At 33.9% G+C, this 13256-nt stretch carries 14 protein-coding genes; 8 read left to right on the top strand and 6 right to left on the bottom strand.

The window, feature by feature from the left end; genetic code table 11:
- Positions 1-27 precede the first annotated feature (27 nt).
- Both AC000W_RS05895 and tsaB read left to right on the top strand, forming a co-directional pair.
- On the top strand, positions 28-1365 hold the full coding sequence (locus AC000W_RS05895; protein ID WP_474746807.1) for a TolC family protein: 1338 nt from the start codon (positions 28-30) through the stop codon (positions 1363-1365).
- Positions 1366-1383: 18 nt separating this feature from the next.
- Positions 1384-2058, top strand: coding sequence for a tRNA (adenosine(37)-N6)-threonylcarbamoyltransferase complex dimerization subunit type 1 TsaB (gene tsaB / locus AC000W_RS05890; protein ID WP_474746806.1), 675 nt, complete (start codon positions 1384-1386; stop codon positions 2056-2058).
- A 6-nt stretch (positions 2059-2064) separates the two neighbouring features.
- Here tsaB and AC000W_RS05885 read toward each other — a convergent pair whose 3' ends face one another.
- The 5 genes from AC000W_RS05885 to AC000W_RS05865 all read right to left on the bottom strand — a co-directional run bounded on the left by AC000W_RS05885 (position 2065) and on the right by AC000W_RS05865 (position 5578).
- A complete protein-coding gene (locus tag AC000W_RS05885) occupies positions 2065-2721 on the bottom strand; it encodes a hypothetical protein (protein WP_474746804.1) in 657 nt (218 codons plus the stop codon).
- Between the two features lie 83 nt (positions 2722-2804).
- Positions 2805-3485 carry a hypothetical protein gene (locus tag AC000W_RS05880; protein ID WP_474746803.1) on the bottom strand — a complete coding sequence of 227 codons (681 nt, stop codon included), beginning with the start codon at positions 3483-3485 and terminating at the stop codon, positions 2805-2807.
- A gap of 63 nt (positions 3486-3548) precedes the next feature.
- Positions 3549-4364 carry a mechanosensitive ion channel family protein gene (locus AC000W_RS05875; protein WP_474746801.1) on the bottom strand — a complete coding sequence of 272 codons (816 nt, stop codon included), beginning with the start codon at positions 4362-4364 and terminating at the stop codon, positions 3549-3551.
- Between the two features lie 74 nt (positions 4365-4438).
- Positions 4439-4639, bottom strand: coding sequence for a dodecin family protein (locus AC000W_RS05870; RefSeq protein WP_474746800.1), 201 nt, complete (start codon positions 4637-4639; stop codon positions 4439-4441).
- 36 nt (positions 4640-4675) lie between these two features.
- Positions 4676-5578 (bottom strand): NifU family protein, encoded by a 903-nt coding sequence (locus AC000W_RS05865; RefSeq protein ID WP_474746798.1) that lies wholly within the window; start codon positions 5576-5578, stop codon positions 4676-4678.
- Positions 5579-5695: 117 nt separating this feature from the next.
- Here AC000W_RS05865 and AC000W_RS05860 point away from each other — a divergent pair, with 117 nt between their 5' ends.
- Complete coding sequence (locus AC000W_RS05860; protein ID WP_474746797.1) at positions 5696-6691, top strand: PorP/SprF family type IX secretion system membrane protein; 996 nt, start codon at positions 5696-5698, stop codon at positions 6689-6691.
- A 60-nt stretch (positions 6692-6751) separates the two neighbouring features.
- On the opposite strand, the gene AC000W_RS05855 is transcribed toward AC000W_RS05860, so the two are convergent.
- Positions 6752-7930, bottom strand: a complete 1179-nt coding sequence (locus tag AC000W_RS05855) for a vWA domain-containing protein (protein WP_474746796.1) — start codon at positions 7928-7930, stop codon at positions 6752-6754.
- Positions 7931-8140: 210 nt separating this feature from the next.
- Here AC000W_RS05855 and AC000W_RS05850 point away from each other — a divergent pair, with 210 nt between their 5' ends.
- From AC000W_RS05850 to AC000W_RS05830, 5 genes are all read left to right on the top strand, one after another.
- Positions 8141-10333: a tetratricopeptide repeat-containing sensor histidine kinase gene (locus AC000W_RS05850; protein ID WP_474746794.1), complete on the top strand. Its 2193-nt coding sequence runs from the start codon at positions 8141-8143 to the stop codon at positions 10331-10333.
- Positions 10333-11064 carry a LytR/AlgR family response regulator transcription factor gene (locus AC000W_RS05845; protein WP_474746792.1) on the top strand — a complete coding sequence of 244 codons (732 nt, stop codon included), beginning with the start codon at positions 10333-10335 and terminating at the stop codon, positions 11062-11064. Before AC000W_RS05850 ends, AC000W_RS05845 begins: the two co-directional genes overlap by 1 nt.
- Before the next feature lie 60 nt (positions 11065-11124).
- The gene (locus AC000W_RS05840) at positions 11125-11640 is read left to right on the top strand and encodes a gamma carbonic anhydrase family protein (RefSeq protein ID WP_474746791.1); all 516 of its coding nucleotides are present in this window, start codon (positions 11125-11127) and stop codon (positions 11638-11640) included.
- A 49-nt stretch (positions 11641-11689) separates the two neighbouring features.
- Positions 11690-12574 carry an ACP S-malonyltransferase gene (gene fabD / locus AC000W_RS05835; protein ID WP_474746790.1) on the top strand — a complete coding sequence of 295 codons (885 nt, stop codon included), beginning with the start codon at positions 11690-11692 and terminating at the stop codon, positions 12572-12574.
- A 164-nt stretch (positions 12575-12738) separates the two neighbouring features.
- The coding region (locus AC000W_RS05830) for a hypothetical protein (RefSeq protein WP_474746788.1) at positions 12739-13256 on the top strand (518 nt) is incomplete at its 3' end.

The following is a 13256-nucleotide window of genomic DNA, read 5'->3' as shown; positions in this document are numbered from 1 at the left end:
TTATCATTGGTTAAAAAAACGAATAACATGAAAGTAAAAATTACGGTGCTACTTGTACTCTTTTCAATTGTGATAAGTGCCCAGCAAAGAAAATGGACCTTGGAAGAGTGTGTAATGTATGCGGTGGATAATAATCTAACTATTGAACAATTTGAGCTGGATTTAGAAAATGCGCAAATAGACCAATCGGACGCATTGGGGAATTTCCTTCCTAATCTAAATGGGCAGGTAAGTGGATCAGCAAGTACAGGGCTTTCTTTTGACCCTACAAATAATGAACCAGTTACCACTACCATTTTTTCTGCATCAGGAAATTTTACATCTTCTGTAACATTGTTTGATGGGTTAAGAAATGTACATAGAATGAATAGGGCCAAATTGAATGCTATTGCCAATCAGTATAGATTGGATGATTTAAAGGATGACATTCGTTTAATGGTGGCCAATGCCTATTTAAACGTGTTGTCCAACAAAGAATCATTAAAAGTCTTTAAGGCGCAATATGCCGTTACGGAACAAGATTTAAATAAAACCAAGGAGTTGGTAGAATCTGGCGTTGTGCCAAGAGGTGATTTATTGGAAATTGAAGCCACCGCTGCCAATCAGGAGCAGCAAATAGTTAATGGAGAGAACTTAGTTTTAATCTCAAGAATAAATTTGGCACAATTACTTCAAATAACAGATTATGATAATTTTGATATTGCAGATGAGGAATTCAACATTCCACCATCCAATATTTTGGACAATTCGGCAAAAGTAATTTTTGACAAGGCCCTTACATTTAGGAATGATATTAAATTGTCCATGTCTCAAGTAGATTTGGCAGAAAAGGATCTAGATATTTCAAAAGGAGCTGTATATCCAACTTTGGCGGCTTTCTTCAACTATAATACTAGATATTCTGATCAAAATTTTGACCCCATAACGTTAGATGTAATAGGTTTTAAAGATCAATTATGGATTAATGATGGAATCTCTTATGGAGCTCAAATGAACATTCCCATTTTTAATGGTTTTAGTACAAGGAACAATATTAAACGCTCCAAAATAAATGTTGAAAAGGCAAAATTACAATTGGAGCAGGACAAATTGGATTTAGAAACAAATATTAACCAAGCATATGTAGATGTTAAAGCATTTTTTAAAGCTTATGAAGCTGCTGAAAAGACATTGGAAGCAAGACGTTTGGCTTATCAATACTCCAAAGAACGCTTTGATGTGGGTCTTATGAATTCCTTTGATTTTAGCCAAGCACAAGCTAGAGTGGACAATGCTGAAGCTGAGGTGATAAGAACTAAATACAATTATATTTTTAGATTAAAAGTGTTGGAATTCTATTTTGGGCTTCCAATTGTATTGAACTAAAGTATATTTGTAGCCATTATGGCTATTATACTTAATTTAGAAACCGCAACAACAAATTGTTCTGTTTGCATTGCAAAAGACGGAAGAATAGTACTGCTTAAAGAATACAATGGTGCCGGTTTCTCCCATTCAGAAAAATTACATGTATTTATAAAGGAAGCCTTGGAAGAGGCTTCCTTATCTTTTGACCAATTGGATGCCGTTGCTGTAAGTAAAGGTCCAGGCTCCTATACAGGTCTTAGGATAGGTGTTTCTGCAGCCAAGGGATTGTGCTTTTCTTTAGATATACCTTTATTATCAATCCCAACATTAGAAAGTATGACACATCAGGCAAAATGGAACAAAGATGGAGTTATAATACCTGTTTTAGACGCCAGAAGAATGGAAGTGTACTCACAGGTCTTTGATTCCAACTATAATGAAATTAGGGAAACCAAAGCCGAAATTATTGATGAAACTTCCTTTACAGAATTTGCTAAAAAAGGAAAAGTTTTACTAGTTGGTAGTGGAGCAGAAAAATGCATGGAAGTATTAAGACACCCAAATTTTAGTTTTGATAGTTCCGTTGTGCCTTCTGCTAAAGAAATGGCCTTATTATCATATAATAAAATGAAAGTAGGCAACTTTGAAAGTGTTGCCTACTTTGAACCATACTACTTAAAGGATTTTATTTTAATGAAAAAGAAAATTTAATTTATTTTAAAGTGCATTATATTGGTTAATAACCATTAGGGCATCTTTTTCATTTTTTACATTAAGACGATTTTTTGCTATATAAGTGTCCAACAAAAATGCTTTGTCGTTCAAATATTTTAATAATTGTCTTTTTGTAAGTTTAATGTTTTTGGCATTATCATTTTTAGCAATGAAATATAATTCTTTCTCTTTGAACCTAGGAAGATAATCTCCACTAGAGCTAGCTCTAATATATACTTTAGTAGGTTTTTTATACAAAACTACTTTTCCTTTATTTATTGGTTTTAGATAGGCAAGACTTTCTTTTTCTCCATCAAAATATTTTTTTACTACATAAGTGTCATTATCTATAACTACTTTTAAATGTTCTTTTTTTGGCAATAGACCCATTTTTCCATAGTTGTCCAATACTTCAATTTCATTTGTATAAGAGTTAAACCTCATAATAAAAGATTTGACTTCTTTACCATGAATATAAATTTTTCCTACTTGATAACCATCTGTTAAATATGGATTTCCTATTGTTCCAGGGTAGTCAGAGTTAAAAAAATGGCTATAATAAGTCATTGACGAACCACTTGGAGGAGTGATATTAAGTGCATAATCTTGTCCAAAAGTAAGACAGGAAGTAAAAAGGAGTAAAAGGAAAATGTTTTTCATAATGTTGAGATTTAATACAAATTAATGATTTATAGTTACTTGCGAAATTTTGTAAAGGGAACTTTTTTTATTTTTAATTAATTTCATTCTAAAGAATCATAATATTCCAATAATGCTATGACCTCTTCTTTGGTCTTCAATTTCAGCTTGTTTTTTTTGATATGACTCCTCAGTTCTGTGAACTTATCTTCAATAACAAAGGGGACATCCCTTTTGTTGAGTTCCACTTTTTTTGCAGGTATGCTCTCCCTTTTTATATAATAGGAAAGCTCATTAATAAATTCTGGTGGAGAAAAAGGCTCATATCCATGATCTGGATTGTCATATTTACTTACCTTTTTACTAGCTTTACTATAAAGGGCGGTTTTTCCATCACTTAGCTGTACAAAATAACCAGATTTGGGTTCTCCACGCTCCAAAAAATCAAGATACTGATACCTTTTATTGTCCAAAATAACCTCAATACTATAATTCTTTGCCAGAAAAACTTGTTTGTTGGTTTCGTCCAAAACCTCAAAACGATCTCGATAAATGTTATATCTCATTAAGGATTCTGTTTCAGACTTACCATTGAATATTATTTTTCCCAGTTTAAATGTTTTATCTAAATAAGGCGTTCCCTTCACCACATATTGGAGAACTGGAGTCATATCACTTCTGTCCTGTCCATTAACAGAAAAACTTACTTTAACTACATCGTCTTTGGCTTGGCCGTATATAAAGGACAAAGAGAACAGAAAAAGGAAAAATATAATTTGTTTCATAAGTGGTTGATATTAGGTTTGGTATGTAAATTACAAACTTTTATAAAACCACAAAAACTATGCCTAAGAGTGAACAACTCTCTGTGGAAAGGGGATTTCTATGCCAGCATCATCAAAACGGTATTTTAATTCTTCCAGGACATGGAAATGAGCTGCCCAAAAAACATCATTGTTTGCCCAAAAGCGCAAAGTCAAATTTACAGAGCTATCTGCCAATTCCCCTACATAGACTTCAGGGGGAGGTTCAGTAAGGATATTTTCATTGTCAGCACATATTTTTAGAAGTATGTCCTTTGCGGTTTTAATATTGGAACCATACCCAATGCCAACATCAATTTTATCTCTACGAGTATTCTCAGTATCATAATTAATAATGTTATTGTTGGATAATTGACCGTTGGGAATAATTGCCACCTGATTACCAAAAGTATTAAGCTTGGTAGTAAATATGGATATTTCTTTTACAACCCCATCCACTCCTTGAGCAGAAATAAAATCACCCACTTTAAAGGGTTTAAAAAGAAGAATAAGGACTCCACCCGCAAAATTAGCCAAAGAGCCTTGTAAGGCTAAACCAATAGCTAAACCGGCCGCCCCAACCATGGCAACAAGGGATGAGGATTTTACTCCTAACTGAGTAATAACCAATACAAACAATACTATTTTTAAAGAGATTTTAATAAAGCTCTGTGTAAAGGACTCTAGAGTTTCATCATATTCTTTAACCTGAAAGAATCTATGTGTCATCCTAGTAATAAATTTGATAATCCAAAGACCCAAAACAAGAATCAATATTGCTATTATTAGGTTTGGCACAAATTCCCATACCCAATTCATGATTTTATCAATAATTTCTTGATAATCAGTAAGTTCTTCCATGCTATTAGATTTGATATATACAAACATAAAAAAAGCGCCCAAAAGGACGCTTATTCAATCTTTAATTTAGAGGATTATTTTACCTCAAATGTAATTTTCACATTGACTCTAAAATCAGTTATTTCTCCATCATCCACACTTGCACTCTGGTCTTGAACATAAACAGACTTAATATGTTTTACAGACTTTGATGCATGTGCTACTGCTTTTTTTGTGGCATCTTCCCAACTTTTTTCGGAATTTGCCAATACTTCTATTACTTTTAATACTGCCATAATTAGTGTTTTATAATTTGTATCAAGGTAACAAAATCAACCATTTAAAGCAACAACTTCCCTTACTTTATCACCCATCATATTTTTAAGCATATTCTCTATTCCATTTTTTAAGGTGAAAGTAGAAGATGGGCAACCACTACAAGCTCCCTGTAATATTACCTTAACAGTTCTACTTTCTTCTTCATAAGATTCAAACATAATATTCCCTCCATCACTTGCCACGGCAGGTTTTACATATTCTTCTAAAATGGAAATTATTTCTTTAGAGGTATCATCTAAATTTGTATCATTTATTTGATTAATAGGGGCGTCATTCTTTACTTGAGATATGCTGTCGGCTGATACAACTTCTTTGCCATCCATTAGGAAATTCCTAATTAATTCGCGAAGCTCTGAAGTGATTTCATTCCAATCCGCAACATCATATTTGTTTATGGAAACATAATTTTCATCAAAGAAAACTTCTTTCACAAAGGGTAAAAGAAAAAGTTCCTTTGCCAAATGGGACTCCTTAGCCTCATCTATATTCTTAAATTCAAATGTTGATGGTACAATTCTTTTGTTGGTTACAAACTTCATTACTGCAGGATTGGGGGTAACCTCTGCGTACACCGTAATGGCCATTTTTTTAGGAGTTTCGCTCTCTAGTATAATTGGACTACCTGAGTTTAGGTACTCTACTAGTTGTTGAGCAACTTCATCTTTCACATCATCCCACGCTATAATATCAAAACGCTCTAGGGCTATAAAATTCCCAGAAATATATACAGTTTTAATAAATGGGAGGTGAAATAATTCTTGAGCCAGAGGTGAATTTTTGGCTTCATCTATATTTTTAAATTCGTAATTATTGCTTTTGCTTAGTATTTGATTGGTTTCAAACTTTAATATGGTGGGTTTATTGGTCTTAATAACTGTGATAGAATAATCCTTCATCATTTTGATTTTGTACAAAAATACAACCATTTTGCATGTTAAACCATACATAATAATGTTAGCTTTAGTCCGTTATACTATATATTTGAACTGCATAGCAACCATACCCTGCCCTCAATGAAACATTTTCTATTGATTTTAATTTCTTTCTTGACATTTTCTACGTCTAGTATAGCTCAAGAAGGAATTCCTGTATATTTTGATTATTTGTCGGACAACTATTATTTAGTACACCCATCCATGGCAGGTATTGGCGAAGGAGGAAAAATTAGATTAACAGCTAGAAAACAGTGGTTTAGTGTAGATGAGGCACCAAGCTTGCAGACTTTTAATGGTCATTTTAGAGTTGGTGAAAGTAGTGGTATTGGAGGTATAATTTTTAACGATGCAAATGGATATCATTCACAAACTGGTTTAAAATTAACATATGCTCACCACCTTAGGTTTTCAAGGGACATAAGAAATTTAAATCAATTATCTTTTGGTTTAAGTGTAGGTACAATGCTAAGTAGTTTGGATGAAACTGAGTTTAGATCGGTAATTCCAGATCCAGTTGTTACTGGAGTAAAAAATACTGTTGCATATTTTAATATGGATTTGGGTATGTCATATAATTTTATGGAATTCTATGCGCATGCTACCGTACTTAATTTATTGGGAACTGGTCGGGACCTTTATACAGCAATTGAATTTGATAACCTAAGAAGGTATTTGCTTTCTGTTGGATATGTTTTTGGCAGGAATGAATGGCAGATTGAGCCTTCGGTACTTTTTCAATTGACAGATTTTACTAAGGAAAAAACGATAGATATTAATGCAAAGGTATATAGAGATGTAAGTTTTGGAAAAGTATGGGGAGGACTTTCCTATAGAAGAAGTTTTGATGGAGCCCAGTTCCAAACCAATGGGACTTTTGGTGAGCAACGTTTGCAATTGTTTACACCTATTATAGGGGTTAATATTAATGACTTTATGTTTTCCTATAACTACTCATATCAATCTGGTGATATCCGATTGGATGATGGGGGATTTCATCAAATTACTTTGGGATATAACTTTGGACAGGTTACTGAGGATAAGTACGATTGTAATTGTCCAGCGGTAAATTATTAGTAAAATAAAAAGGCCATCAATTTCTTGATGACCCTTTCCCAACATCCAAACAAACTAAAATTATTCCCAAACGTAATTTTTCTTCTCAGCCTGTTTCATTATAGCATTTAACATGGCATTTTCTAATTCTCCTTTTGCATCTTCTTTTTGATTTTCTGCAATATATGCTTCACGCTTTGCATTTAATTCCTGAATTTCTTTCTGAATTTTTGAGCGCTCACTCTTTTTCTCTTCAACAAAAATTGCAATTTCAGTTTCTGATTTTCCCTTTAATTCTGTCGGAAGTTCATCATCTTTTATTTCAGATAAATTAACCGCTTTATCTTCTACAGCATCCACTAGGTCCCAAGAAGAGTTGTTATACATTCTAGAACTTTTACTAACAGCCCTTTTAACTGCAACAGCTTCTTCTAGTTCATATGCATTGGAATCTTGCTCTGCTTGGATAGCCATTTTTGATGCCCCAGCAGCTCCATAAGAAACATAGGTTCTATTTAATCTTCCATTTAGTTTTATAATAATATCATCATAAGGAGTATCAATATGCACCACTTGTCTGTTATGGTTAATTGCCATATACTCACCACCTGTTAATACAGCTCCATTTTTCCATTTGGTATTTATACCTTCTTCATAGTTGCCACAAAAAATGGTATTTACTACAATGTCCTTTTCTTTAGCATTGGTAACAGCCTCTTTGTAGTTTAACTTTCCTTGTGTAAAAGGCTCATTTCCTGCAATGAAAATCATTTTAAGGTTATCTGGATTTTTGCCCCATTCCAATTGTTTTAAAGATGTATGGATTACTTCCCCACAGTATTCTTCTCCACCATTTGTGGTTAAAGAAAAAAGCTTTTCTGAGATTTCATCCAAATCACTACTAAAGTTTAGTACTTGCTGTATGTATCCTTCTCTAGCTGAAAGTGCATCGTTCCCATATTGATATAGGGCAATTTCAAGATTTGGCCTTTCATTATTTCCACATTTTGCATGTGTAAACTTGTTTACTATATCCCATAATTGAGCTTTTGCTTGGTTTATGAGACCGTCCATACTATTGCTGGTATCTAATAGTAGGGCAATTTTAACTTTGTTATTGGATACCTTTTCCTTTGGCACAATTGCCTGTGCAACAATAGGATTGTGTTCTTTCTTTTTTGTTTTTAACTCACATCCATACATTGTGCTTATTGATAAACACATGATGCCAATTCCTAAAGTAGTTTTTAATGCTTTCATTTTTTAATTGATTTAAAATTATGGGATAAAAGTATTTCCAAAGTATTTCTAAAAAAATGAGTAATGAGGGATTTGGTCTTTTGAATGAGTAAACACCTCTTTTGATTGAATAAAGTCTTAAAAAGGTAGGTTTTTAGATAGGTTAAACTGTTTTTGGCATTTTTTAATATGGTTTAAAACACCTAAGTTTATCCTATCTAATGGAATTAAATGCAAAGAGCAACCTACATATTTGTTTTATTTTTATTGACTTTTTCTAATGTTGTTTCCCAGGATTTTCAAAATAAAACTGTATTTGAAATCAAGGGTTCGGTAAAGGGGAAAGATAGCTTTACACCTATTTCTGGTGTTGAAGTTACCGCCAGTTCTGGAGCTTATACTACAACGGATGGTTTGGGCGAATTTAAAATTAAAGTATCAATTGGTGATGAATTGGTTATTCGAAGTCCTGAGCTGGAAACTGTTTATTATAGAGTAAAAAGTGATGAAGATGTAGCTGTTTTGGTAGAAGGTTACGGTTCTGGGGAATCCAAGACTAAAATAGAAAGAAAGAAAGCTACATCCCATCAAACCTATTTAGATTCTGCTAATTTTTACAAGAAAAAGGATATAGGTAAGAGTATTGATTTTATCACCCAATCCATCTCGTCATTGGGAAAAAGGGCTAATAAGAAGCAATTGGCAGAAGCCCTAACGGCTTTGGGGGAGGTATATCAATACCATAAACAGTACGATTTGGCCATATCAAATTATAAAGATGCGTTAGATGCTCAAAAATTAGTAAGTACAGCTTTGCTTCTTGGTAATGTGTATTTGTTGAATGGAGATTATAAAAATGCTGAAGATACTTTTCTTCCACTGGTAGATGTTAAGAGTATGATACCTTTTCAAAGAGTACAACTATATGAAGGACTGGGTGATACATATAAAAACCTAGGCGATGTCAATAAGTCTGTTTCTTTTTATAATGAAGGGCTTGCTATTGCCAAAAAGAATCAAATTGAGCCTAAAGTAACAGACCTTAATTCTAAAATTGCTGATGCCTATGCAAGTGCTAACCGTAAAGTGGAGGCAGAAGGATATTACAATCAATCATTAAGTCTGGCAAAAAAAGAAGCGCCACAACGTTCTGTAAGGGAAAAAGAAAAAGTGGCAGATTTTTATAATAGTACCAATCAATATTCTGATGAGATAGAACTTAGGAAAGAGAATTTACAAGAATTGGAATTACTTTCTGCTCCTGTTACAAAGATAGATGGGCTTAACATAAGTTCAGATTCAATTACCACACAGCGCATAAATTATAAAATAGCCAATGCCTATATTTCTCAAAATCAGTATGATGAAGCAATTCCTTATCTAAAAAAAAGTATTGTGGAAGCAGATAGGGGTGATGATTTAATTGTACAAAAGGATGCTACCAGAAAATTATCTGAAGTGTACAGACAACAAGGAGATTTTACCAAAGCACTGGAAACCTATCAAAAATATGCGGCAGTGGTGGATACGCTTTATGTGCGTAAAGAGCAAGAGATTTCTAGAGCAGCACGCTTTAATAATGAAATTGCTTTAAGACAAAGCCGAATTGCTGGGTTGGAGCAAGAACGAGAACTTTCACAAAGCAAGTACGATTTGGCACTAACATCTCAACAATTGACACAAGAAAGATATAAAAGACAAAATTGGATTATCTACTCCTTAGTTTTGGGGTTAATATTGTTGGGTCTTTCTACCTTCTTTTATTATAGGAGCAACAAGCAACAAAAATTAGCTAATAATCTATTGGCATTAAAATCTCTGCGTTCGCAAATGAACCCGCATTTTATTTTTAATGCATTGAACTCGGTAAACAATTATATTGCAAAAAGCGATGAACGAAGTGCTAATAGGTATTTAAGTGAGTTTTCAACCTTAATGCGTTCTGTGCTAGAAAATTCTGAAGAAGATTTTATTCCCCTTTCCAAAGAGCTAGAGCTATTGGAACTTTATGTAAAATTGGAACACTCTCGTTTTCCAGACAAATTTGATTATGAGATAGAATTGGATGAAAATATAGATGTTGATGCTTTTCAAATTCCTCCCATGCTATTGCAACCATATATAGAAAATGCTATTTGGCATGGTTTGCGATACAAAGAGGAAAAAGGGTTCTTAAAGATCAGTTTAAATCAAAAGAATGGTGAAATTGTTGAAATTGCAATCATGGATAACGGAATTGGAAGAAAGAAATCAGCAGAATTAAAAACATCAAATCAAAAAAAGCAAAAGTCCAAGGGAATGGGAAATATTAGAAAAAGAATAGCCATTTTAAACGATATGTATAAGGACAAGGTAGATGTGTCAATTTCGGATTTAACAAATAAGATGGGAACCAAGGTAATATTGACATTAAAGAAAGATTAATGAAGTTAAATGCAATCATAGTTGAAGACGAAGCAAGTAGCCGAGAAATTTTAAGAAATTATCTGGCTAAATATTGTGCAGATGTTACTTTATTGGGTGAGGCTGCTACTATAAAAGAAGGAGTTTCCCTAATTGAAGGGACCCAGCCAGATATGGTTTTTTTAGATGTGGAAATGCCTTTTGGGAATGCGTTTGACCTTTTGGATAAAGTACCCAATCGTACTTTTGAAACTGTTTTTGTGACCGCATACAATCAATACGCCATGGATGCGCTAAACAACCATGCAGCATATTATTTAATGAAACCAATAAATATAGATGAGCTGGTAAAAGCTGTAGATTATGTTTCGCTGATAAAGGAAAGAGAGAATGCTTTGGAAGGAAAAATTTTGAAACCAAGACTAAGTAAGGTTGATGGTAAAATCACTTTACCGCAACAGGATGGATTTCAGGTTTTAAATGTTGCTGATATTTTATATTGCAAGGCAGATGACAATTACACAGAGATTTATCTGGAAAACAAAAAAATATTGGTTAGTAAAACATTAAAATATTTTGAAGATGCATTGTTCGAGTTTTCCTTTGCACGAATTCATAAATCCTATTTGGTCAATGTAAATGAAGTTGTAAAATACAGAAAAGGAAAGGGAGGTAGCGTAGTGATATCGACTGGAAAAGAATTATTGGTCTCTGCTTCTAAAAAGAAAAATCTATTGGCTTATTTTGAATGAAATAAACATAATGATGACACATTGAGCAAGATTAAGATATTCATTTAATATTAATGAAGTATGATAATTAAATCTGTAAACGGAAAATCACCTCAAATAGGAGAAGATTGTTTTATAGCTGAAAATGCCACCATTGTTGGAGAGGTAAGTATGGGAAAACAATGCAGTGTATGGTTTAATGCTGTAATTAGAGGTGATGTTCATTTTATTAAAATGGGCAATAAAGTAAATGTGCAAGACGGTGCTGTGATACATTGTACATATCAAAAATCCCCAACAACTATCGGAAACAATGTTTCGATTGGTCATAATGCTATTGTACATGGCTGTACCATAAAGGACAACGTGCTCGTTGGTATGGGAAGTATCGTTATGGATGATTGTATCATAGAAAGCAATAGTATTATTGCTGCTGGCGCAGTGGTTACAAAAGGAACATTGGTGCCATCGGGAACAATATTTGCTGGAATGCCAGCAAAGAAAATTAAAGATATAAGCCCAGAATTAAGTTCTGGAGAGATTGATAGAATTGCAAATAATTATGTGAAGTATTCCAGTTGGTTTAAAGAAGATTAGGAATCAAAGTCTAATAATTGCTATTTTTGCCATCCAAAATAATAAAAGAATGAACGCATATATTTTTCCGGGCCAAGGGGCTCAATTTGTTGGAATGGGATTAGACTTATATGAAAGGTATCCATTAGCCCAGGAACTTTTTGAGCAGGCGAATGAAATTCTAGGTTTTCCTATTACAGATATTATGTTTGAAGGAACGCCAGAAAATTTAAAACAAACCAAAGTTACCCAGCCAGCGATTTTTTTGCATTCTGTAATTATGAGTAAGGTATTGGGTGAGAGCTTTAGACCGGATATGGTTGCTGGTCATTCTTTAGGTGAATTTTCGGCATTGGTGGCCAATGGGACTTTAAATTTTGAAGACGGATTGAAATTGGTGTCACAACGAGCTTTAGCTATGCAAAAAGCATGTGAACTGCAACCAAGTACTATGGCTGCTGTGTTAGGATTGGATGATGAGATTGTAGAAAAAGTATGTAATGAAACTGAAGGAATTGTTGTGGCTGCTAATTATAATTGTCCTGGGCAGTTAGTGATTTCTGGTGAAGTAGAGGCTGTTAATAAAGCCTGTGAAAGCTTAAAAGAAGCAGGCGCACGGAGAGCTTTGGTTTTACCTGTTGGTGGTGCCTTTCATTCACCTCTTATGGAACCTGCAAGAGAAGAATTGGCTGCAGCAATTGAGAGTGTGATTTTTAACGAACCTTTGTGTCCTATATATCAAAATGTACCAACAATAGCTATAAACAATGCTGCAAAAATTAAGGATAATCTAATGCTCCAATTAACCGCTCCTGTAAAATGGACACAAAGTGTAAAACATATGGTTAAGGATGGTGCTATTCAATTTATTGAGGTTGGTCCAGCAAAGGTTTTGCAAGGATTGGTTAGAAAAATAGAACCTACAGCTGAAACCATGTCAGCGGAAATTCTGTAGTTATTTTTTATAAAAAACGATACCCTATACCATATAACAGATTATTATTTATTTAGTCTGTTTTATTAGTATTAAGGACATTTTTTTCTTATTATTGATTCCCAAATTTTACTAAGCCTGTGTATTCTTTTTGGCTTTAATTTGGATAAGCTTCAATGATAAATATGGGACTACAAAGCCTTTATAAAATTCTTACTAAAAACATTCTTTATACACTATTAATTAAAATAACATTTTTTAGTGTTTTTCTTCTTTTGGGTTTTAGTGGGTATGGGCAAATAGTTAGCATCAATGACCCAGCGCCTGTTGCGGAGGGTGATGCGGGCCCTGCACAGATAGATTTTACCGTTAGCATAGATGCTGCTGATCCAGGTGCGGATATTACGGTTGATTATACGGTAAGTGGCGGAATAGAGAATGGTACTACGGCCACGCTGACTTTTTTGGCAGGGACAGCGACATTAAGCCAAACGGTGAGCGTTACCACAAATGGGGACACTACGGTTGAGGCAGATGAGGCCATTACGGTTACATTGAGTAATCCGAGTGTGAACGCGACCATAAGTGTAGCGGACAATGTGGGGACCAGTAGTTTTACAGATGATGATACATCAACGATTAGTATCGATGACCCAGCGCCTGTTGCGGAGGGTGATGCGGGCCCTGCACAGATAGATTTTAC

The organism is Saonia sp., from assembly GCF_056326165.1.
This window is presented reverse-complemented; position numbering and strand designations above follow the sequence as displayed.

Bases quoted from the DNA above. Each gene is read 5' to 3' on its own strand.
- AC000W_RS05895 (WP_474746807.1), top strand. From the start codon at position 28: ATGAAAGTAAAAATTACGGTGCTACTTGTACTCTTTTCAATTGTGATA.
- tsaB (WP_474746806.1), top strand. From the start codon at position 1,384: ATGGCTATTATACTTAATTTAGAAACCGCAACAACAAATTGTTCTGTT.
- AC000W_RS05885 (WP_474746804.1), bottom strand. From the start codon at position 2,721: ATGAAAAACATTTTCCTTTTACTCCTTTTTACTTCCTGTCTTACTTTT.
- AC000W_RS05880 (WP_474746803.1), bottom strand. From the start codon at position 3,485: ATGAAACAAATTATATTTTTCCTTTTTCTGTTCTCTTTGTCCTTTATA.
- AC000W_RS05875 (WP_474746801.1), bottom strand. From the start codon at position 4,364: ATGGAAGAACTTACTGATTATCAAGAAATTATTGATAAAATCATGAAT.
- AC000W_RS05870 (WP_474746800.1), bottom strand. From the start codon at position 4,639: ATGGCAGTATTAAAAGTAATAGAAGTATTGGCAAATTCCGAAAAAAGT.
- AC000W_RS05865 (WP_474746798.1), bottom strand. From the start codon at position 5,578: ATGAAGGATTATTCTATCACAGTTATTAAGACCAATAAACCCACCATA.
- AC000W_RS05860 (WP_474746797.1), top strand. From the start codon at position 5,696: ATGAAACATTTTCTATTGATTTTAATTTCTTTCTTGACATTTTCTACG.
- AC000W_RS05855 (WP_474746796.1), bottom strand. From the start codon at position 7,930: ATGAAAGCATTAAAAACTACTTTAGGAATTGGCATCATGTGTTTATCA.
- AC000W_RS05850 (WP_474746794.1), top strand. From the start codon at position 8,141: ATGCAAAGAGCAACCTACATATTTGTTTTATTTTTATTGACTTTTTCT.
- AC000W_RS05845 (WP_474746792.1), top strand. From the start codon at position 10,333: ATGAAGTTAAATGCAATCATAGTTGAAGACGAAGCAAGTAGCCGAGAA.
- AC000W_RS05840 (WP_474746791.1), top strand. From the start codon at position 11,125: ATGATAATTAAATCTGTAAACGGAAAATCACCTCAAATAGGAGAAGAT.
- fabD (WP_474746790.1), top strand. From the start codon at position 11,690: ATGAACGCATATATTTTTCCGGGCCAAGGGGCTCAATTTGTTGGAATG.